Raw genomic sequence first — 21,074 nt, forward strand, 5'->3', positions numbered from 1 at the left:
CCCCTCCCCAATAACTATTGTTTGTGGATGCGATCGAGCAACCAAAGAGCCCCGAAAATCCCGACAAAATGGGCAACTGTGGCGTGAGTATTGGCGAGTACCACAAATATATCTAGAGGCTGAATAAATCGACCCACATCAACTGCGGCACCGAACAAGGCTTGCGGCTGAGCTAGAGATTTCGCTAAAAGCGTGCCGCTGATGGCTTCTGCGCCGATCAGCGTCAGGATCATTCCTGACAAGTTGCTCATCAGTGCCAGCCGCACCTCTTTGATGGTGTCTGCTTTTTTGGGGCGCGCTGCGTTACCGGGCGATCGCAGTTGTCTCGACAAACGGGTGAAGCGGAAAGAGCGATATACGCTGTAAGCGAGTACGGCTAGCCCGCAAATGGCAAAAAAAACGCCCCCGCCGGTGCCGGCACTGGTTGAACGCCCAGCGACGGTAGTGCTGGGGAGGGCGAAGGGGATGGCAAAGAGCAAAATGATCCCCGCTACAACCGCTAGCACTAACTGTACCCAGAAGCAAACCCAGCCTGTTGTACGAAGGGCAAAGGCTACTCGCTGTACGGCGACAGGAAGCTTATCGTTATCTAACTGATTAGTCATATTTTGAGCGGGTATAATTAATTGGCATTAGTTGGCAGCAGTTTTTTCTCTTCGGGGACGGTTGACGGCGGTTAACCCTCTTTATAATAGAAGTAGCAATGTTTAAGATTTGTAACTAACATTGGATTTCACATTTGAATAGCGTCGATCGCCAGGTATCCAAAGCAATGACACAACTACAACCCACCGTCACTCCCAAACTGGAACAGCCAAAGTTTGGCTTCAACAGCTACGCGGAACGCCTTAACGGTCGAGCCGCGATGATCGGTTTTTCTCTAACTTTAATTATCGAGTATGTCACAGGCCAGGGCTTGCTGTCCTGGTTAGGTCTCAACTAATTTTAGCAATGGCGCGGTCAGCCTTACACTTTGTCTTGACTCGAACGGCAGCGGGTGTGGCTTCTGCTGACCGCGACAAATTCGGGAATTGATTAAAATATTAATTAGAAAGAAGCCCAGCGACTTCTCTGCCGAGAGAGTTCTGTTCCCGAATGCAATAGCTGGCTTTTGGAGGTATATATGGGGTGGAATTTTGATTTGACAAGCTTGGCAATTTTGCCTCGCTCCCGTACAATTCCCCACAGGCGAGAAGATTAATTTAGGTGAAGCTAGTCTTTGAGCTAGAAATCCCGATCGTTCCGCCAACTCTAAGTTTTAGAGATGGCTCTAATCGCTTAATGCTTTATTAAACTTGCCATCAAGCGAATTATGGCGACCATATTGACAGGCGCTCCGTTTTATGTAACATTCTCAGGATAATGCCGAAAACCAAGGCAAAAATTTTCTGGTTTGTAAACCACGGTCGATTTAAGACTGACCAGCCTATAACAAGGTCGAACGGGATACCACGATTCGTTAAATGGGTTGAAAATAATGGTTCAACAATGGCTAAAAGCTTCAAAAAGAATAGTTGTACTGACTAAAAAAATAGGGTGGGCTACACCCGAATTTACGCCTGTGGACAAGTAGGAGCCGACTCCCTTGGCAGAAGCAGGAATCAGACCCTCTAGAAAATACTTCTAGTTGAATGGTGAAACTGAGATAAGTTTAGCCAAGTTTTGTATAGCAGCTTGTAAATAAATATAGAACAGAGTAAAACCAAATGAATGCTTCATGGACGCGACTTTTGAGGTCAGCTTACCGTAAAGAGCCAATTACCAGCTTTGTTGTGACAGTGGGCGTTGTCGATGCAGCCATCGGCAGCATGGGTGCGAGTGGCTCTTTATTGGCTTTTGGGCTTGGCACCGCTGGGGTGGCGATGGCTCTCCGCTGGTGGCAATTTTACCGCTCTGCAGCCGAACAAACCGCACCTGCTCCCGAATACTATCTTCCTCCTCAGTCTTCTAGACCTCAGTTACCGGTGCTTAATGTGTCTAAAAAAAATCCTCCTTATTAAGATTACTGGGCAATGCTGACTGGGCGATGTGCCGATCGACTCCCTGGATCTGAGGCACCAAAAGATAGGGCAAGAAAGTCTTTCGATCTTGGATGCTTGGTTTATGAATATTTCTGTTGCCGAGAAACTGTACAAAATTGGCTCTGTAGCTGCCTGTAGCGGTTTGTCGGTCAAAACTGTTCGTTACTATGAGGAGATGGGCTTGCTGTCTCCTGCGGTGGAGCGATCGCCCGCGGGCTATCGCTTGTTTGGCGAAACCGTATTCAACAGGTTGGCGTTTATTAAACGATCTCAGACTCTGGGTTTGAGCCTTCAGGAAATTAAGGATATTTTAGAGGTTCGCGATCGGGGAGAGTTGCCTTGTTCTGAAGCGAAGCAGCATCTAACGGCTAAAGTAGAGGAAATTTCCGTGCAAATTGCAGCCTTAGAAACTTTGAAGAGGGAGTTGCAAGGCATTCTCAAGTGCTGGCAAGAGCAACCCTCGCAGGCGAGCATTACTAGCACGATTTGTCCGAACATTCAGCGGGATTGAGCAGCGGAAAGATACAAAAAAAGGGAAGGAATTATGGGTTTCCTTCCCTTGATGGTTTTGTTGGTGGTTTTGTGGGTGATTTTGTCGATCGTGTTGAGCTTTTAACTGTTTTCGCAGAGTTTGCTGTTGCTTTTTGAGTTGCCGAGCCCTGGCTGAGCCGCCTTTACCTTTGGAGTTTCTACCCTCGCTGCGAGGAGACTCCCAACTTTTTAGTCTCATGTTTTTCATTTTTTGCACTACTTCTATAATACACCGCCAGATTTTCACTGTCAAGTATTTTTTAGAGCGAAGTTTCGTAGTATCAACTGTTGAGTGATTGGGATTTGCTAAAGGCATAGCGATGGTGCGCCCCTAAACACTCTACAGCCCGATCGTGCCCCCATAAGCACCCTACAATTAGAGTTTTTTGTGGATTCCCTTAACAGCCCTAATTGTGTATATTTATCAGTCCAAATATCCGGCGGGTATTTCAGCATCTGTAAAAATTGGCAGCGTTTCCCAAATTTTCACCCATTCCGGAAATTGGGCTACTTTTTTTAGCTGGAGCGACATTTCTATTAAGGAAAATCCTAAATTGTGGAAATCTTGAATAAGTTCGGCTTTCAAGAAAATTTCATTTTTAGCTAAATCGGGAGCATTAGTCGCAATGACAACGCTGTTGCCGGTTTCTAAATTGCATATATAAACTTGTGCGAACACAGTTTGAATCGTTTTCACCGCTGCCGCATTAAACTCTTGTTTGTGGAACAGGTGGACAACTAGAACACCTGCGCTTGACAAGCGAGTTTTGCACAGTTGGTAAAATTCTTGTGTCACCAATTTATAGGGCATATAGCCGCTGCCAAAACCAGCATCCACGATAATTATATCGTTTTTTACTATGGAATCTTGTTGGGCTAGATATTCGCGTCCGTCTTGAATGACTACTTTGAGTCTGTCGTCGAATTGAATGCCAAAAAATTTTTGAGCTACTTCGACTATTTTTTGGTCAATATCTGTACATTCGACTATCGCGTTAGGGAAATAGTGGTGGAAAATTCTGGGGAGAGTGCCGCCACCAAATCCGATTACATAGATTTTTTTTGGGTTAGTTTTCCAGACTAATGCTAGCAGCACGGATCGGGAATAGGGAAAAATTAAATTTAGTGGATTGTTGAGGTCTAGGATAGATTGAGCTACATTTGTGATTAAGGTTTCTCTGTCTGCTAAGAGCAGTAGTAGCACTGAGTTTATTTTTTTTACGGCGATGCAGTTGTCGCCGGAGTTTTGTTGAAATAGGAAGCCATCTGGCTGTTGCTGAAGCCAAGTGATTTGTTGGTTAATAGCTGCTAAGTTGCTGGTTTGTCGATCGCCTTTATAATCAGTCATACGATTTTAGATTTTAGATTTTAGATTTTAGATTCAGGGTAAACGAATCTTAACTTTAACCCAAAATATGCTACAGTTAGATCCGACTAATTTTTTATGTACTTTATTGTAGTTCAAGATTGTGATCGAGGGCAAGAGGTTTTAGTAAAGCTGTAACTTGGCAACAAAAACAAACAAACAAATAAATTCATTGCCAAAAGTGTATATTTTAAATACCATTTTTTTTTAGTTTTTCCACATTGAACGACCTAAGAATAGAAAAAAGTAAAGAAGATTTGCTCAAAGATATTAGATCGATCGCGATTCTAGCTATCCAGACGCGGTGCCGACGGATGGGTGGCAAGAACAGCCTATGGTAACGCCAAATATGAATGGTTCAAAAGCTTTCTATAATTACCGGTATACCATCTCATGACCAAGAATTTCTTGATGGTACCCGCCACGTGATTTATCCGTGGAATCAATCCAAAATCTAAAATCTAAAATCCTCAAGCCCCCGAATTTATCTCGCGCAAGTCAATCCAAAATCTAAAATCTAAAATCTAAAATCGAATGACAGGTTTAGTCTCCTTATTTGCCCGAAGTGAACCGCAGCAGTTTCAAGAATATTTTTTGAGTTGGGTAAATGCGATAATCGGGGAATTAGAACTAAACGCGATCGCCCTTCATTGATGGCAAAACAATGAAACTATCTTATGACCGAAATGAGCAGCAAAAAGCCCTATATATATTCACTGCATGGTCTTCAACTCATCAATTAGTTTGAGGGCAAAAAAAAAGAGATAAAAAATTTAATGAGCTAGATGAGTATGAATCCGTAGAATGGCGGCTGAGTGTGTCGGAGTTAGTTTGAATAATTCATGTAGGGGCGATTCCCTACGGGATAGCTGCGCTTCATGCACTTTTTGACAATTGGGGATGTAAGGGCGATCGCCCTTTGGGAAAAAGAACAATTGCGCTACACTCAAAACATTATCCGACAAGACTGATGCACTCCGACTAAAGAAACCGGGTTTTTTACCGAATTTGCAGGCTACAACGAAGTATTTTGATAAAAAACCCGGTTTCTGGGCCTCATGGGTAAGTCCTATTAAATAGATGACAAGGGATGTCGGCCGCAATCAAAGCTTCGAGAGGGCGATCGAGCTTTGACGAGTCTTCGTAGATGCCGACAAACTGACTAACGCAACCTAAAGATTCGTCTTAAGGCATTTTTTACCTGTCACTGAAGAGTCTGTACATCAGGATATGCCAGAATTTTTGCATCAGCAGTTAGTAAGGGACACCCGCAAATCCTCGCAGTTGCCACAATGATTTGATCTGCTGGATCGCGGTGAAAACCTGTGAGTTTAGTTGACTCAACAATGATGGGAATGGTGAGTTCGAGTAGCTGCACTCCGGGATAAGCCAAAGCTTGTTTTAACTACTCATCAACTATAACGGACAAAGTAAGTCTTCCCATTTCTACTAATTTAGCAACCTCCCAACAAGAAATGATGCTGATTCCTAAACCTTGAGATTGATATTGTTGTATCCTGTCCCGATGTTTCTGAGTTAGTCGTGTGTTATCGTCAACCCACCAAACCCATATATGAGTATCTAGTACAATCATTGTAACACTTCCCAATCTTCCAAGGAAACCGCAGGTTCAAACGGCTCATTATAGCCAATGACAGTGCCTCGCAAAGGATATAGAAAAGTATTTTTCATGGTTTCATTTACCAAATTTAGATAGCTAATGAATTCTCGATATCCATCCAATTCTGTTTGTTCTTCGGGAGTGAGATTTGATGCTTGTTGTTGAGCTGTTAAAGTTTGAATTCGTTCCTGGGTTTGAATAGAAGCGCTAAATATTAAGAGTCCGTTGACTAACTCAATGCGGACAGAACCTTCGCTGGGCAAGCTGTTGGGTAAGTGAGGCAGCTTGATGGGCAAATTAGCAATCATGGCATTAATTGACTGTATTTGATGTTGTTTTTTTAATTATACCGATCGCTCTGTTGAATTTGACAGTGGTTGCCATGCTGAAATTATAGGGCGATCGCACTTTCGGACAATAAGGGCGATCGCACTTTTGGTTATTTGGGGGAAAAGGGATCTCGCTATCAATTTTTACTCTCGAATGCGAATTCTGTAAACTTCTACCAGTAGTAATTTACCTCGATAATGCTCCTCACTATCGTGCAATGATAAGTATTCTGTTAGCCTTGCCATCAACTGAGGAATAATTTCAGGGTGATTTCTCAGTTGAATAGAAATGATTCCTTGATATGAACTTGGCGGATAAGTCACAATATCTGAGAAGTCTCCATTCAGAGAAACAAGTATGGCATTGAATTCCTGAGCTTTGGCAATGACAATAGTATCTGGAGATTCTATTGAGATGTAATCTCCCAATACAAAAACTTCATGTCCGGTATCACGAAGTATTTGAATAATAGACTTAGGAACGCATTGATCGATGAACAATCTTAAACTCATTAGGCAACTGTTTCAAAATCCGACAAATCGCGAGCATAATCAAGACAAGCAGCTATCTGTTCTTTGGTGATATCTGGAAACTCGTCGATGATTTGTTCTACAGTGTTATTTGATGCTAAATATCCTAAAATCAGGCCAACGGGAATTCTAGTCCCTTTGATTCTTGGTTTACCTCGCAGTACATCGGGGGTACTAACGATATGTTCTCTCCAGTTTACAGGCATAACTTGTCCTTTCTGAATCTGAGAAGTTATATTATCTAATCTGACAAGTTATATTTTAACTTAAGGAATGGCGATCGCCCTTTGGGATTTGACATGGGAAAGGCGATCGCACTTTCGGACAATAAGGGCGATCGTACTTTCGGAAAAAGAAACAATTGCGCTACACTCAAAGCATTATGAGACAGCTTTGAGGTATTGCGTTACAGGCTTCAAATCGATGTCATCGTTGTCAGTCAGTATTTTAAATAAATGACGCGGAATGCCGGCTGCAATCAAAATTTCCAAATCGCGATCGAGCTTTGAGAAGTCTTCATAGATGCCCACAAACTGACTTACGCAAGCTAAAGATGAATCTTTCGGGTCATTGACTCCCGTGTATTTGTACTGAATATCAAAACCTGCTTTTTCGCCAATTTCTTCGATATCCCAGTCTACAAGATTAAGATCGATCGCTTCAACGGCCAGGGCAATATGACCGGGCGGTATGGGGTCAAGAGGCTCGCAGCACCAGCCCTCAGAATGGTTCCAGACACTTTGACCAACTGATTCTCGAATTTTCATGTATTTTCCCTCACTGAAAGTAGCAGCGAAACCAGGCTTTGCCTTCAGGGCGAACATCTGCAAGAGACCGTTCATATTCAGTTGCTAGCTGTTGGCATTTCTTTTTCGCTTCTTTTAGGTTATACGCTTGTACGGGTTCGTTGATGGGATTGCCAAGCTCTTCTTTTTCCCGTTCTGGATCTCTCACTTGTCCCCCTTTTTGCTGCTCTTGCTGGATGAGGGGACTTGCTGAGCCTGAAACCACATCTCGATCGCCTCTTCCAACCCTTCTCCTATATTTAGCTGCTTCAGAGTACACGCAGCTTTAAACTGAAGTCCTAGTTCTTTTCGGACATCTCCCGATAGCTGTATGTAATTTGGGTCGTGTCGCTTGGCTGGCACTTCCGTACTTTTTCCCATTTAGGCTTCCTCCAATTTTTATATTCTCACGATCGTACACCTGTTATGCTGATATGTTATCATGTTAACAAGTTGAATATGTGCGCGAGTGAATAAAAAAAGGGCGATCGCCCTTTGGGATTTGAAATGGGAAAGGCGATCGCACTTTGGGATTCGGGATGGGAATGCCGATCGCACTTTCCGACAATAAGGGCGATCGAGCTTTGACGAGTCCTGGTAGATGCCGACTGGCCTGACTTACGCAAGCTAAAGATTCATCTTTCGGGTCATTGGTAGTAATGTCGGTAATTTATTTGCTATACTTAAAGCATCGTCCTAGAGCGTTTAAAAGGAGCAATAGTGTCAGCAAAAGATTACTATCATCCAGTTGTGAAACAGGCCCTTGTTAAAGCTGGCTGGAAAGTTACTCATGACCCATTGTTCTTGAAATGGGCTAAGCGAAAACTATTTGTAGATATCGGAGCCGAAAAACTGATTGGCGCTGAAAATAATCAGTCTAAGATAGCTGTTGAAGTTAAAAGTTTTATCAGTGACTCTAAAATTTTAGATTTAGAGAAGGCTTTGGGACAATACATTCTTTATCAGAAAATTTTAGAACAAACTGAACCGGAAAGAACGCTCTATCTTGCCATACCTGCGATGTCTTTTGAGGAGCTTTTTATTGAAGATAAGTTTGCCGATATTTTATTGGTCGATAATCATTTGAAGTTGATTGTTTTTAATCCACAAATAGAGGAAATTGTTAAATGGATACCCTAGTAGATTGTCGCCAGATTGTTAAAGGGATTCTTAATGAATACTCAGGTTTTTTTGATTCTGAAAGTGAGGTACAAAGTCAAGTAATTTTCGATTTAGAAAACGATCGGTATATGTTACTATCAATGGGATGGTTTCAGGGGAGAAGAATTCACGATTGTGTTATACACATGGATATTATCGACGGTCAAGTTTGGATTCAAGCCAATAATACCGATCGCTCGATCGCTGAAGAATTAGTAGCAGCGGGCATTCCCCCTAAGTTAATTGTTTTAGGACTTCAACCGCCAGAAGTAAGAGCTTATACAGCTTATGGCGTACCAAATTCAATACAGTCTCAAGAATTATTGCAAGTGGGTTAAATTTGCAGGGGAAGAGCGATCGCCCTTTTGGTTATTTGGGAAAATAAGGTAGATCGCACTTTAGGAAAATAAGGGCGATCGCACTTTGACCAGTCCTCATAGATGCCGACACTGAAAGTAGCATCGCACTTTGGGAAAAAAACTATCGCCCCTAAGAATAAAAGGGGCGATACCACTACATTTCAAAGCAGAATAGGGGAAAGTGGGGAATCAGGCAACGAAAAGTCAGGAGGCACAAACACGGGCGTATCTGGTCGAGGTATAGGCGTACTCTGAGGAGGTGGCTGATTAGCTAAAAGGTTTGCAGTTGTGACACTGGAAGCCTGAACATTATTCAGTTGGGCTAATTGTTCACCTGTACTTTTTACAGTAAGGAGAGTATTAGCACCTGCGGTTTGAATCAAGATGTCACCGATATTTACATCGGCTGGTACTTGGATGAAATCAGTTGTATTGTCAAAGTCGGTGATGATGTCTAAACCGCCACCTGTTGACAGGGCAAATGTATCACTTCCCTGTCCGCCAGTGAGAGTATCAATGTCCCTATCACCTGAGAGAAAATCATCGCCTGCACCCCCAGACAATTCATCGTTGCCTTTGCCACCAAATAAAGTGTCGTTTCCCTCTCCACCTGAAATGCTATCTTGACCGTCGTTTCCCAGAATTAGTTCGCTGATGGTAGAGCCTGTAACTGTATCATTGCCACCTCGAAGCCAGACACCGCCAGGAATATCTGTTAGTGGTCCAGGGGATAATTCGATCGATTCTGCGGTGTTATCGCCGAACAAGCGAAATAGACCATTATCATTGATAAATCTTAATGCCATCGTTATTTGTTCTCAAATGTGAAGTTTATTGGAACCAGAAATGGATTTTAGGGAAATGAATTTGAGAGTAATCGCTTTTAACACAAAATGAGCGATCGCTTAGCATTGACAAGGTAGATTTGTCCTAATTCCATTCAAGTTAATTTGATGGGTTAAGAATTCCAGATTCTTTTAACCTCACCATTAGAACTTACATAATTTAATCCATTTATTCCGCTAGGAAAAATGGCTGTTATCACACCCTCGTGACGAGGAATCTCAAACTCTTCTTTCGCTTTAAATCCCACAGGCTGTAACTGCCCTATATCGCTAAACCTGTCACCCTGGTGAGATGGAAAATCGAAGTCGCCGCGCAACATTATCTCAGAGAAAAGATTGACGACACCATTATGATAATCTGTGGCTTTGTTGGTCTGTTTTTCTATAAATTTATACCCGCGTTCCTCATAGCCAATAAAATTAACTATATAGGAATCGTTAGCACTACTAGCTCTGGGATTATCACCTGCTAAACCTCCGGCGCCAGCGGCGTCTGAAACGACCAATGCAATAGACTTAGTTGCGGCTTTATTGAAATCTATTGTACGATCATCAATCTCATCTCCTGGGTTATTGCCATCAATATCATAACTCCCTTTATTAGTGCCACCAGGAAAAGCTGGATCGAGTGCAACAAGTTCCTTCACACCTCCACTTATTCTTCCTATTTCAGAGGCAACGTAAGAGCCTAAACTATGACCTAAGAGAATAGTTTTTTGAGGATCTATTCCTAATTCTTGCAATCTATTCGTAGCCCATTTAGCAACTGGCCTGATCCGCCTCGCAGCGTCGTAAGGAGGAGTTCCACCATCGTTTGCTGCTTCTTTCCAGTCTAAGTAAAGTACCTGAGAATTGGGGTAATATTGACTAGCTGCTGCTGTTTTTGCTAAGTCAATAGTTAGATTGTCATTATCCCCACCGCCACCCCTACCATGAATCACTACAACAGTGTCTTTGTTGAGGTCAAGATTGCTACTATCGGCTGGCTTCTTGTTACGATTCTCATCATAAAGCGATAGATTGACTGCGAAATCTTTGTTTTCTACCCTAATACTATCTACAGATTTCTCCCAAGAGATATCGACACTGGCATCACCAGTAATATCATAATGCCAAAACTGCACTCTATATGAACCACTCTGAGTGGGAGTCCAGCTATACTCTTTAAAAATGCCGGGAAGCGTTTGCCATTCAGGTTCTGTTCTGGCTTGATTCAGAGGCGTGATCAAGTTAAAACCTGATTGACCAATCTGTTTGGCACCTATCACGATGTTATCATCTGCACTGACTCTAAATTTATAAGTCTTGCCAGCTTCAAAATTTGCTTGGGTATAACCACTGGTAGCAAAATAGTTTAGTTCGTTAACAATATCAGTGTTAGCAGGATCAAAAGGAGAGCCTTTACCCCAATTGATATAAATACCATCCTTACTATCACCTCGATTTCCACTCTGAGAGGTAATTTGATCGGGTTTTTGGAAATCAAAGTTTCGGTTTCTCCAGTCAGTATAGCTCCCAAGAACCCACGCCTGCTGACTCATTTCTATTGTGGTATCTTCACCACCTAGCACAACAGTTGCTGTATCATTTTTACCCTTCAACCCCTGAAGCTCACCCTCACTCAACTCCTTCCCCTGAACGATCGCCCCAAAAATCGCCCCCTCATCTCCCGGTGAATCCGTAACATTCAACCGCGCATCAACAGAGTGTCCGATTTCTTCCAGCAACACATCCGCAACCGCAGCCGGATTCGCCGCATTCCCAGCCAAAAATTCCTTCGATAAATAAATCGTATCCGTCGCCGCAGCAAAAGCCCCATTCGCCGCATCAATCTCAGCAGACGAGACAACCTTCACCGGGGGGATATCACTAAAATCTCCATGAAACCATCCTTCAGCTAAGGCTTTCGCACCCGCAGCATCCCAGTTTTCCCCAAAAGCCACATTCAGCTTAGCTACGAAATCTGGATCAGCCGCAAACTTACTCAAATCCCCATAAACCTCTGACATCGCCTGACCTGTTAGCAAATCGACAGAGCTATCCGGTAAACTGCTGTTGGAGTCCGCGATCGCCCCATTAGCCATCCGGGTTAGCGCAGCATCAGGCAAGATGATATTGTCATAGGCTTCTGGCGTTAAAGTCGGGATATTAACTTCCTCACCAACACCCCCCGTTAGCACGCGGTTAGCATCTAGCTGCGGGATAATTGCCTTAGTGGGTTCTAGGCTGGCATTCCAAGGGGCGATCGCACTTTCGTTATTAAATTCAGGCGTGAAAAAATTAGACACGTTATTCCCTCGTGTTGATTAGAGACAAGTACATAGACTTGCCCTGTGTTTGCTTGGATTAAATAAACTGTTTGTTGTAAAAGCCGATCGGTCGAGCGCGCCCATTGTTGAATCTGAGTATTCCTACTCCGCGTCACACCGCCCCAACAAACTCAACTATATTTGATGTATATAACAATACACTAAGCACAGTTAGCACACAACTAACAAACGCTAGCAATTTCGGTTATGCTATCGTTAGCCACATCTCAACACACCCGACAATGGCATCAAAAGAAGACTTATTTGCCGAAGCCGCCAAACACTGGGACTTAGAAAGACTGTACCAAGCTTTTGCAGAAGCTAAACGGCAAATCTCTCCCCGATCGCGCAGGGGACTAACAGAAACAGAAAAACTCTACCTCCGAGGATTGCTTTCCGGTTGCAGCCCCGCCGAAATCGCCCGCCAACTGTTTCAGAGTTCCAAAAGTGCAGAGGTTTATTTATGTAAAACTTTATACCAATATGTTAAAAAACTCGCCGATGTACCTAACGAACCTGTAGGAAATTGGCGCAATATTTGCGATCGGCTACAGGAAGCCGGATATAAAACTCTGTCTTCTCCTGAATTTAAAATAAATAATTCTGTACCTACAGAAGCATTAGTAAAAATAGTTGGTATAGGTGTGATTGAGAAAAATACAGTATCAATTGATATTAACATTCGACTAGAATTCCCCTCAACTTCAGAAACTCCGAAAAAAGAAGATTTGGATAAAGACGGTTAGATGGGCGATCGCACTTGGGGACAGAAAGGGATATCGCCCCTCCACACAGAGGCAAAAATGTTAATAATCTTATAGCCGATCGTTTTAGAAGGAACTTTTTGATAAAATATCAAAATTAAAACAGCTTCACCCGCTTCGATTTTACCTAAAACAATAAAATCAGTCAAATTTATGTCTCGATTAAGTATCAGATCGAACAAAAAAGCTCTGGGCTTTGTGCTGGGTTTATTAATTTTTGTCATTTTTATTCCCGGATGTTGGGCTTTAACAACTAATATTGCTCCCACAGCAGTACGGCAAGTAGATAACACAGTAGCTGTGCGGGCAGATGTACAAAATACATCAAATTCTCGCTCTTCTTTAGGAGTTGGGCTTCACGGTATTGCTGACTCGTCAACACAATTACCCTTTTTAGATGCTTTCAAATCTTCTAGACAATGGATAACTCAATGCGTCAGCGGACAACCAAACTGTCAAGGTGAATGGGATACAGAAGAGTATAATCTTTTAAACCTTGATGAAAATGGGTGGGTGAAGTCTCTCCCCTCGCCCGAAGATGCTCCTAAATATACTAGGGTAAGTACCCTATTACTTAGGGAAATCCCCAATCGCTATCCTTCAGGGCAATATATTGTTACTTATGAGGGTGAAGGTGCGATCGAATATAGGTTTGATGCCAAAAAAGATGAGGCTGCGTCGAAACCAGGGAGGGATATCATTAATGTCGATGCCACACAAGGCGGAGGCATAATGATTACAATTACTGCTACCGATCCCAATAAAACAGGGAACTATATCCGCAATATTAAAGTTGTTCACTCCCAAGATGAACAGCTTATTCAAAGCGGTGAAATATTTAATCCGCTGTTTATAGACAAGATTAAAAAATTTAGAGTTTTGCGTTTTATGGACTGGATGGAGACAAATGGTTCTGAACAAAAACAATGGTCAAACCGACCTAAACCAGAGAGTGTATCCTATTCTTACAGAGGCAGTGTTCCCATAGAAGTCATGGTGAATTTAGCTAATAAAGTTCAAGCAGAACCCTGGTTTAATATGCCGCATCAGGCTACGGATGAATATATGACTAACTTTGCTAAAATGGTAAAAGATAGTTTAGATCCAAAGCTGAAAGTTTATGTAGAGTATTCTAATGAGGTTTGGAATTGGTTATTTCCACAATCTCATTATGCTTTGGAACAAGGTAAAGCGAAGTGGGGAGATAAAGGCGATGCTTTTATGCAATGGTACGGAATGCGTACTGCTCAAATGTGCGATATCTGGAAAGGTGTTTTTGAGGATCAAAAGAATCGAGTTGTCTGCGTGTTAGGAACTCAAAGAGCCTGGAGAGATTTAGAAACTTATTCTTTAGAGTGTTCCTATTGGGTGGCTGAAGGCAATAAACCTTGTTATCAACACGGTATTGATGCCGTAGCCATAGCTGGATATTTTAGCGGCAACTTGGGCGGGAAAGAAAGTGTCAGCACAGTAGAGTCTTGGTTGAATGACGCAGATGGCGGATTTGGCAAAGCTTTTAAGCAATTAAGAGAGGGCGGGTTACTGCCGGGGTTCAAAGATAGTTTGCCCGATGTTGAGAATGACTTTAAGTATTTCTTAGATGTGGCTCAAAAAAAAGGTCTCAAGTTATTTGTTTACGAGGGCGGTCAACATATTGTAGGTATTGAAGGAGTTGAGAACAACGAAAAACTGACTGAGTTTTTTATGGCATTAAATAGGCGTCCTGAAATGTATGATATGTACACTCAATTACTGAATAGTTGGAAACAAGCTGGAGGCAGTCTTTTCATGCACTTTGTGGACGTTGGTGGATTTAGTAAGTGGGGAAGTTGGGGGGCTTTGGAATATGTGGAACAAAAGGGTTCGCCTAAGTATGATGCTTTGATGGATTTTATTGATAAGAATCCTTGCTGGTGGGATGGGTGTGCTGTGGAGGGATGATCGGGAATTGGGTGCAATCAAGAATCGTTCGATCGCACTTCCTCAAACTCTCCAGCATCCCCCGGCAAACCCGAACCCTCGCTACTCCTCAACCTGGGCGATTCCCCATTACTAGCACCGGCACCGTAAACCCCAGAATGCCTGCCCTCCAAACCCGAATCCCTCAGCGAAAGCGCACTTCTTTGACTCGGCGACAATCTATCTGTCGATCGGCGATTTGTCCCAGACATCGGTGGCTTGCGAGTTAAAGTTTTCCAAGCAGCCTTAATCCCAGTCACCACGCTGCGAGTAGTTACCTGCACATTTTGCGCCTGCTTTTTGGCGCTACCAATACTTCGATCGACCTGTTTGACAACCTCGCCCGCACTTTGTACTCCCTCGCTGACATCATCCGTCAACTCGCTAATTTCCAGCCCCGTCAAGCGAATCGCCTCCAAAGTCGGCGGAAATTCGCGAGAAAGCGTGTCAGCGAGCTTTTCCACGCTGCGGGCCGCCCTGGCCAGCGCTTGCACTGCAGGTATTAAAGTCACTAAAACAGCAGTCAGGCTAACTGCCACTAGCAAAATTGAAAGTCCTAGCCAAAATATAGGATCGCTCACTTGAATCTGGGATTGGGGGTTGAGAATTTCATGCCATTTAGCGGATGGGAGGGCGCGAGGAGGGACTCACTTCAGATTCAGCTTCCGACAGGGTTTGGCGTTCCCGCTGAGTCGCTTCCAAACCGGCCGCGATCGCCTCTTTGAGTCTAATCAAAGTTTCGTCCCAATTTCGGATGGCAGTTTCAGAAAGTCGATCGGCCTGCAACTGCACGCTAGTCGATAAATCTTCCGCCAACTCCGGCAAAGCATCGGCTGATTTTTTCAATATCTGCCGCGTCTCCTTGCCCGGTCGCGGTGCCATCAGCAAGCCAGTCACGGCCCCGATCGCAGAACCCACAAGCAAACCGCCAATAAATAATCCTGAACGTTTAGTTGACATTTTTATAACTTCTCTCCATACACCAATTTTAGGGGCGTTTGCCTGATCGCAGCCCTTTACAAAGGTAGAAATATTGTTGAAAACCCTAGGGAGTCAGCACAGGCGGCAATTTTAGGATAGCTTACCTCAAACGTCGATCGCGCCTGGACCAAAGCATCCGTCCCAAACCCAGCAATCCCAAAAGTTGCTGAACCTGTTGCAGTTGCAATTCTAGTTGTTGATAACGCCGTCGTAGTTGGCGAGTACCTTGCTGCCTTTTACCAAGGAAATCCGGCGACATACTGAGGACATTGCTGCTACAGCGTTCGATTGCTGCGATCCGAAGTTCCAAACGTGCGATCGTCCGCCTGATTTTCCCCACCTTCGCAGCGATATAAAAACAGACCAGAGATATCATTAAATTGATAATTACCACACCCGCCAGCATTATTTTACCTGCTTTCAACTAATCCCTTTTGCCATCTCAATAACCTTTCAGTCGTCTTCAGACGACTTAAGCTTTGAGGCAGGGGTTTAAACCCCTGCCCGACTGCCGGACTATTGTAACAGCCCCAAAATACCCCTTGTAAAAGTTTTAAGCCTGAGACATAGCAGGCAAACAAACCTTAGTACCGCCCAAACCGCAATAACCGTTCGGGTTTTTAGCAAGATACTGCTGATGATAGCTTTCTGCGTAATAAAACTCAGGAGCATCAATAATTTCAGTAGTAATCTTGCCGTAACCGGCCGCCGTCAAAGCCTGCTGGTAAGCATCTCGCGAAGCTTCAGCTAACTGCATTTGGCTAGCTGAATACGTGTAAATGCCCGATCGGTACTGAGTACCAGAATCATTACCCTGACGCATTCCTTGAGTAGGATTGTGACTTTCCCAAAAAACTTTAAGCAGCGTTTCGTAACTAATTACTTTCGGATCGAACACAACCAGAACTACTTCATTATGTCCCGTCATCCCGCTGCAAACTTCATTGTAAGTAGGATTCGGAGTAATCCCAGCCGCGTAGCCAACAGCCGTCGAAAAAACTCCATTTTGCTGCCAAAATTTGCGTTCCGCTCCCCAAAAACAGCCCAGGCCAAACAACGCAGTCTCCATGCCGTTTGGAAAGGGAGGTTTGAGCGGATTGCCGTTAACAAAGTGACTTGCCGGTACCGACATCGACTCTGCCCGTCCCGGTAATGCCTCTTGGGGAGAGGGCAGGCTCGACTTTTTGCCAAATCCAAATAGCACCATAAGTTTGTGAGGGGATCTCTGATAAACATCTTTACCTTACTTAATAATATCAGATGTATACTGAAAACAGTGGTCTGCTTAAAGGTAGAAGGTAAAAACCACAAGGCAGATTTTTTTACGGAAGGTTTTTGGTGATACTGCTCACTGTCCACGCAGTTTTAAATCACATGAGGCAGTGTTCTATGTCACGAAAACATACCTTAAATATCACCTATTGTTGAGGTATAAATCACGCGGATTTTAGGCAAAATAGCCGATTATTAAAGGTATGGTGTTGTAGTAGTTATTCAATGCCATTTATAGGGAGTGTGTAGAGATGGGCGCTAAACCTTGCAGTCAACCTTTAAAATCTAATCCCTTTATTACTTACCGCGACCCAATTACAGGCAAGTGGATTGTGGTAAATCAGACTTTGCCCCAAGCAGCAGAACAAGCACAGCTAGCAGCAGCTTGAGTTTTCCTCTTAATTTTATACCTGAAAAATCAACTATAATTTCAGATTGCGTAGGGGCGGGTTTTACCAACCATCTATGTCGGAAACGAATAATCTGAAAAACCCGCCCTCCCAAGACGAACAATCCAAATGTACATTTTTTCGATGCGTTCACAGACAGCGTTGATGCAGATTATTCATTGTGTGGGGGCGGGTTTATCTAGATTGTTGGCAGTCATTAAATAGTCGTAAGGTGCTTAGGTTGCACCCTACATAAGCTGTGTTGCATCTAGATTGCCTATGGTATTAGAGAGGGAGAGGGTCCGATGGGGATCGGGGGAGAGGACTTGACGATTGTTCGATCGGGACTCGAAATATACAATTTAAATGCACAACAGCTTATAGCCATCCTAAATCATTTGTGAATTTCTTACTCCCTCCCCGCGATTTCGGGGAGGGTTGGGGTGGGGTAAAAAATTTACGACTCCTGCAAAGATTGCTATAAGTAGCACCATACTTTTAAACATTCCTCATCTCTTTTTGCAGTTCCAAATATCGATAGAGGCTCCAAGAACCCTATTGCATGAACGACTTAACCTTGTTCTGCAACAAATCACACCTGAACTGTCGCAGTTCGCTATCTTCTTACAATTTCATTCTTGAAGCTTTATTCTCGGCAGCTTCATATTAAATTGGTATCAGCACTGTACATGACGTAAACCTCTAAAGTTGCTAATTTAGTCGGGTCATAAAATATTTAAAATTGATTGTGCTTTGTGATTTGTAAACTTGCAACGAGCAAGCAGCTATCTTGTAGACTCGCCGGAAATCAGGCAAGTTGAGCAACAGCGGCAACAAATAACCTGAAGTGGGGTGAAGTTTTATGTAATTGAGCCAATATGTAACTAGAGTTCCTTCGCAGCTTCCCGACTGAAATGGATATTGCAAAACTAGATACTTGGTATTCTCCTTCTCAACGCCGCACGGCTGTTTCGCTGTTGATGAAACGAGTAGGCGTAACCCGCACTAGGGCTGAATGCTTTATCAGGCTTTGGGTTTACTTATCGGTGAAACAGCTTCAGGAAAGCCAGCCCCGTCTCAAACCACCGCTGGCGAAACTGGAAGTACCCGCAACAGAAGTGCAGTGCACTCACCGGGAAGCCGCCGAACTATTTTACTGCGATTCCGATCGCGGGAGCGATCGCGCCGCCGGAATGATGTTAGATAAATTAGCAGCACTCGGATTAATCGCAAAACACTTTGATGGTAACGCTACGGCAATTAAAATTCAGTCAGTTTCAGAAATTTTAGAAACCGCCGAACCTCAAAAGCCTGTACAACTCCAATTAGATGATTTCAACCCTCGGTGCGACGCAATTATCGTTGCCAATTTATTAGCCACCAATTACAACTGGATGAACCGCAACACTAACACAGTTCCCCACAAAATTGCTAAAATACTCCGGCTTTTTGCCCATCAATACTCAAAGGGAATGCGAGTTTTGCGCCGCTCAGATAATCTAAATCCAGTCGGCTTTTACTTACTTTATCCCACAGCTAGCGAATCGGAAGTGAATTTTTTTAATGCTCCTAGTAAAGGGCTTCATTTAAGCTCTATTTCCGATATCGATCCTTTCAAAATGGCGTTACCAGGAGATCAAAATTGCCAGTCAGTATTTGTCCGCAGTTGGATGATCGATCCGCAGTATTTGTCAGAATACCGCATTGCTTTTCTCGAAGACTCACAAAAAGTTTTAGGCGAAATGCAAACAGATTTTCCCAATCTTTGCGACTTGTACACCCTGATGATCCACCCCATGTACGAAAAACAGTCCCTGGCTTTGGGATTTCAGAAGACTAGCAGCGATAGTCAGTTATCTGTTTATTGGATGTATCTAGCATTGGATAGATTTTTAGCGCTGGATATCAAGGAAGCGTTGCTAAAACTGTAAGAAGAAGGAAGAAGGAAGGCACAACACTGATTTTGACACGGATACACGGATGAATTGTCGAGCCTGAGACATCCTAGGGTGCGTCGCCATCAGTCATCTAATTGGGAACCTGAAAATCTCATAGCGACGCACCATACAAGGGAGCTCGTTACCAACAATAATTCCCTAAAACCAACAATCTCATAGACGGCCGGACTCATATAATTCTGATGAAGCGCCGATTAGATATAATGGAGATTGGGAAGAAGTTGAGGATTTAACAGCACCACAAACCAGCCTACAAAACTTCCCGTCCCAAATAGGGTTGTAAGGCTTCCGGCACTTTTACCGTCCCGTCGGGCTGCTGGTAATTCTCCAAAATAGCCGCCATTGTCCGGCCCACAGCTAAACCCGAACCGTTCAGCGCGTGAACGAATTGAGTGCCTTTTTTACCCGCTTCTTTAAAGCGAATATTTGCCCGCCGCGCCTGAAAATCTGCGACGTTGGAACAACTGGAAATCTCGCGGTATTTGCCCGCAGATGGCAGCCACACCTCTAAATCGTAGGTTTTGGCGGCCGCGAAACCTAAGTCGCCGGTACATAGCGCGATCGCCCGATAAGGCAATTTCAGCGCCTGCAAAACTCCCTCAGCATCCTGCACTAACTTTTCGTGCTCTGCCTCGGAGGTACTCGGATGCACGAGTTTTACCAATTCAACTTTATTAAATTGGTGCAATCGAATTAATCCCCGCGTATCTTTGCCGTAACTGCCAGCTTCCCGGCGAAAACAAGGAGTGTAAGAACAGTGATAAATTGGCAACTGTTCTGCTGTCAAAATTTCACCTCTGTACAAATTGACAACCGGAACTTCGGAAGTAGGAATTAACCACAAATCATCTTGGTCGCACTTGAAACTTTCTTCAGCAAATTTGGGTAATTGACCCGTAGCTGTGAGAGATTCAGTGTTAACTAAAAGTGGGGGAATCACTTCTACATAACCAGCTTTTGTGTGGCGATCGAGCATGAATTGAATAATCGATCTTTCCAGGGCTGCCCCAGCTCCCATTAAGCTCACAAAGCGGGGCTGAGCAATTTTTACCGCCCGTTCAAAGTTGATAATTCCTAATTTTTCGCCGATTTCCCAGTGCGGTAAAATACCGGGATTTTGGGGTATATATTCGTCTCCCCAGCGCCGGATTTCGACGTTTTCCTCTTCATTTTTGCCGATCGGCGTTGAGGAACCAGGCAAGTTTGGCAGTGGCAGCAATAAAGCTTCTATTTGAGCTTTTATGTCTTTTTCCTGTGCTTGCAGTTCGTTCGACTCGGTGCCGACGGCGTTGCCTTCTGCCTGCAGTTCCTGAATTTCGGGAGATTCGAGGGGTAAACCCGATTTTCTTTTTTGACCGATGAGTTTGGCAATTTCGTTGCTGCGGGCTTGTAGTTGCGATCGCTTGCCTTCCAACTCCCGCTGCTGTTTGTCTAATTGCAAAATCGGCTCGATTTCATAGTTACCTCCGCGCAGGTTGAGGCTTTCTTGCACGGCTTGCGGGTTGTCTCGGATTAATTTGAGGTCTAGCACAGATTTATTCTAAATCTTAAATTTTATCGGACTTGCGCTCAGAAACCCGGTTTCTGGGAAAATATTGGCTTTGGCAAGGATAAATCTAGGAATCAACGGGGTTTCTGAGGATTCCTGCGCCTGTCCTATCTTAGATTAACAGGGACAATACGGTCTAAAGTACAAGCTTTGTTAATCATTTACAGCCTTGATTATAAGTTATTGTCATTAAATAATCGTCGTTGGTGTCACCCATCAGGGGTGACACCCCACAAATCATGCTATACTGAGCACATTAGTAGATGCACCCTGATAATTTTCTACCCCAGCCAGCGATGGCAGGGGTTTTTTGTTGTCGCACCGAAAAGAAAACCCCAGAAGGG

Annotated in this window: 27 protein-coding genes; 9 read left to right on the top strand and 18 right to left on the bottom strand. The window is 43.7% G+C overall.

Going from position 1 to position 21,074, the window contains the following annotated elements; genetic code table 11:
- Window positions 1-14: 14 nt before the first annotated feature.
- Entirely contained in the window at window positions 15-605 is a 591-nt protein-coding gene (locus tag QUA88_RS10935) for a DUF3611 family protein (protein WP_333053430.1), read from the bottom strand.
- A 167-nt stretch (window positions 606-772) separates the two neighbouring features.
- On the opposite strand from QUA88_RS10935, the gene QUA88_RS10940 reads away from it, so the two are divergent.
- From QUA88_RS10940 to QUA88_RS10950, 3 genes are all read left to right on the top strand, one after another.
- Complete coding sequence (locus QUA88_RS10940) at window positions 773-943, top strand: hypothetical protein (protein WP_172186391.1); 171 nt, start codon at window positions 773-775, stop codon at window positions 941-943.
- Between the two features lie 763 nt (window positions 944-1,706).
- Window positions 1,707-2,000 carry a hypothetical protein gene (locus QUA88_RS10945; RefSeq protein WP_333053429.1) on the top strand — a complete coding sequence of 98 codons (294 nt, stop codon included), beginning with the start codon at window positions 1,707-1,709 and terminating at the stop codon, window positions 1,998-2,000.
- 103 nt (window positions 2,001-2,103) lie between these two features.
- A complete protein-coding gene (locus QUA88_RS10950) occupies window positions 2,104-2,532 on the top strand; it encodes a heavy metal-responsive transcriptional regulator (protein WP_333053428.1) in 429 nt (142 codons plus the stop codon).
- Window positions 2,533-2,976: 444 nt separating this feature from the next.
- Here QUA88_RS10950 and QUA88_RS10955 read toward each other — a convergent pair whose 3' ends face one another.
- The 9 genes from QUA88_RS10955 to QUA88_RS10995 all read right to left on the bottom strand — a co-directional run bounded on the left by QUA88_RS10955 (window position 2,977) and on the right by QUA88_RS10995 (window position 7,565).
- Complete coding sequence (locus QUA88_RS10955; protein WP_333053427.1) at window positions 2,977-3,900, bottom strand: fused MFS/spermidine synthase; 924 nt, start codon at window positions 3,898-3,900, stop codon at window positions 2,977-2,979.
- Window positions 3,901-5,122: 1,222 nt separating this feature from the next.
- Window positions 5,123-5,311: a hypothetical protein gene (locus tag QUA88_RS10960; RefSeq protein WP_333053426.1), complete on the bottom strand. Its 189-nt coding sequence runs from the start codon at window positions 5,309-5,311 to the stop codon at window positions 5,123-5,125.
- Window positions 5,312-5,508: 197 nt separating this feature from the next.
- Window positions 5,509-5,847, bottom strand: coding sequence for a hypothetical protein (locus tag QUA88_RS10965; RefSeq protein ID WP_333053425.1), 339 nt, complete (start codon window positions 5,845-5,847; stop codon window positions 5,509-5,511).
- Between the two features lie 165 nt (window positions 5,848-6,012).
- Window positions 6,013-6,381, bottom strand: a complete 369-nt coding sequence (locus tag QUA88_RS10970) for a DUF5615 family PIN-like protein (protein ID WP_333053424.1) — start codon at window positions 6,379-6,381, stop codon at window positions 6,013-6,015.
- A complete protein-coding gene (locus QUA88_RS10975; RefSeq protein ID WP_190742266.1) occupies window positions 6,381-6,605 on the bottom strand; it encodes a DUF433 domain-containing protein in 225 nt (74 codons plus the stop codon). The genes QUA88_RS10970 and QUA88_RS10975 overlap by 1 nt, the downstream gene beginning before the upstream one ends.
- A gap of 35 nt (window positions 6,606-6,640) precedes the next feature.
- Window positions 6,641-6,775: a hypothetical protein gene (locus tag QUA88_RS10980; RefSeq protein WP_333271679.1), complete on the bottom strand. Its 135-nt coding sequence runs from the start codon at window positions 6,773-6,775 to the stop codon at window positions 6,641-6,643.
- 4 nt (window positions 6,776-6,779) lie between these two features.
- Window positions 6,780-7,166: a hypothetical protein gene (locus tag QUA88_RS10985; protein WP_333053423.1), complete on the bottom strand. Its 387-nt coding sequence runs from the start codon at window positions 7,164-7,166 to the stop codon at window positions 6,780-6,782.
- Window positions 7,167-7,176: 10 nt separating this feature from the next.
- Window positions 7,177-7,353, bottom strand: coding sequence for a hypothetical protein (locus tag QUA88_RS10990; RefSeq protein WP_190738037.1), 177 nt, complete (start codon window positions 7,351-7,353; stop codon window positions 7,177-7,179).
- Window positions 7,350-7,565, bottom strand: a complete 216-nt coding sequence (locus QUA88_RS10995) for a hypothetical protein (protein WP_333053422.1) — start codon at window positions 7,563-7,565, stop codon at window positions 7,350-7,352. The genes QUA88_RS10990 and QUA88_RS10995 overlap by 4 nt, the downstream gene beginning before the upstream one ends.
- Before the next feature lie 339 nt (window positions 7,566-7,904).
- On the opposite strand from QUA88_RS10995, the gene QUA88_RS11000 reads away from it, so the two are divergent.
- Window positions 7,905-8,324, top strand: coding sequence for an element excision factor XisH family protein (locus QUA88_RS11000; RefSeq protein ID WP_333271683.1), 420 nt, complete (start codon window positions 7,905-7,907; stop codon window positions 8,322-8,324).
- Entirely contained in the window at window positions 8,312-8,683 is a 372-nt protein-coding gene (locus QUA88_RS11005) for a XisI protein (RefSeq protein WP_333271686.1), read from the top strand. Before QUA88_RS11000 ends, QUA88_RS11005 begins: the two co-directional genes overlap by 13 nt.
- Before the next feature lie 182 nt (window positions 8,684-8,865).
- Here QUA88_RS11005 and QUA88_RS11010 read toward each other — a convergent pair whose 3' ends face one another.
- Window positions 8,866-9,510, bottom strand: a complete 645-nt coding sequence (locus QUA88_RS11010) for a hypothetical protein (protein ID WP_333271689.1) — start codon at window positions 9,508-9,510, stop codon at window positions 8,866-8,868.
- 152 nt (window positions 9,511-9,662) lie between these two features.
- Window positions 9,663-11,837 carry an alpha/beta fold hydrolase gene (locus QUA88_RS11015; RefSeq protein ID WP_333271692.1) on the bottom strand — a complete coding sequence of 725 codons (2,175 nt, stop codon included), beginning with the start codon at window positions 11,835-11,837 and terminating at the stop codon, window positions 9,663-9,665.
- 263 nt (window positions 11,838-12,100) lie between these two features.
- Between QUA88_RS11015 and QUA88_RS11020 the strand changes: the two genes are divergently transcribed.
- Window positions 12,101-12,604 (top strand): DNA-binding response regulator, encoded by a 504-nt coding sequence (locus QUA88_RS11020; RefSeq protein WP_333053416.1) that lies wholly within the window; start codon window positions 12,101-12,103, stop codon window positions 12,602-12,604.
- On the opposite strand, the gene QUA88_RS11025 is transcribed toward QUA88_RS11020, so the two are convergent.
- A complete protein-coding gene (locus QUA88_RS11025; protein WP_333211690.1) occupies window positions 12,601-12,771 on the bottom strand; it encodes a hypothetical protein in 171 nt (56 codons plus the stop codon). The two genes, QUA88_RS11020 and QUA88_RS11025, sit on opposite strands and share 4 nt — an antisense overlap.
- A 4-nt stretch (window positions 12,772-12,775) precedes the next feature.
- On the opposite strand from QUA88_RS11025, the gene QUA88_RS11030 reads away from it, so the two are divergent.
- Window positions 12,776-14,563 carry a cellulose-binding protein gene (locus QUA88_RS11030; RefSeq protein ID WP_333211692.1) on the top strand — a complete coding sequence of 596 codons (1,788 nt, stop codon included), beginning with the start codon at window positions 12,776-12,778 and terminating at the stop codon, window positions 14,561-14,563.
- 17 nt (window positions 14,564-14,580) lie between these two features.
- On the opposite strand, the gene QUA88_RS11035 is transcribed toward QUA88_RS11030, so the two are convergent.
- The 4 genes from QUA88_RS11035 to msrA form a co-directional block, all read right to left on the bottom strand.
- Entirely contained in the window at window positions 14,581-15,162 is a 582-nt protein-coding gene (locus tag QUA88_RS11035; protein WP_333053413.1) for a DUF948 domain-containing protein, read from the bottom strand.
- A gap of 37 nt (window positions 15,163-15,199) precedes the next feature.
- Entirely contained in the window at window positions 15,200-15,541 is a 342-nt protein-coding gene (locus QUA88_RS11040) for a YtxH domain-containing protein (RefSeq protein ID WP_333053412.1), read from the bottom strand.
- A 121-nt stretch (window positions 15,542-15,662) separates the two neighbouring features.
- Window positions 15,663-15,986: a hypothetical protein gene (locus QUA88_RS11045; protein ID WP_333053411.1), complete on the bottom strand. Its 324-nt coding sequence runs from the start codon at window positions 15,984-15,986 to the stop codon at window positions 15,663-15,665.
- A 129-nt stretch (window positions 15,987-16,115) separates the two neighbouring features.
- Window positions 16,116-16,769 carry a peptide-methionine (S)-S-oxide reductase MsrA gene (gene msrA / locus QUA88_RS11050; RefSeq protein ID WP_333053410.1) on the bottom strand — a complete coding sequence of 218 codons (654 nt, stop codon included), beginning with the start codon at window positions 16,767-16,769 and terminating at the stop codon, window positions 16,116-16,118.
- A 316-nt stretch (window positions 16,770-17,085) separates the two neighbouring features.
- Here msrA and QUA88_RS11055 point away from each other — a divergent pair, with 316 nt between their 5' ends.
- Window positions 17,086-17,223 (top strand): hypothetical protein, encoded by a 138-nt coding sequence (locus QUA88_RS11055; RefSeq protein WP_333053409.1) that lies wholly within the window; start codon window positions 17,086-17,088, stop codon window positions 17,221-17,223.
- Between the two features lie 914 nt (window positions 17,224-18,137).
- Window positions 18,138-19,154 carry a hypothetical protein gene (locus QUA88_RS11060; RefSeq protein WP_333260235.1) on the top strand — a complete coding sequence of 339 codons (1,017 nt, stop codon included), beginning with the start codon at window positions 18,138-18,140 and terminating at the stop codon, window positions 19,152-19,154.
- A 277-nt stretch (window positions 19,155-19,431) separates the two neighbouring features.
- Here the strand turns inward: QUA88_RS11060 and serS are convergent, their stop codons facing one another.
- A complete protein-coding gene (gene serS, locus QUA88_RS11065) occupies window positions 19,432-20,712 on the bottom strand; it encodes a serine--tRNA ligase (RefSeq protein WP_333053407.1) in 1,281 nt (426 codons plus the stop codon).
- Between the last annotated feature and the right edge of the window lie 362 nt (window positions 20,713-21,074).

It is taken from the genome of Microcoleus sp. D3_18_C2 (assembly GCF_036702395.1).
Taxonomy (GTDB): domain Bacteria; phylum Cyanobacteriota; class Cyanobacteriia; order Cyanobacteriales; family Microcoleaceae; genus Microcoleus.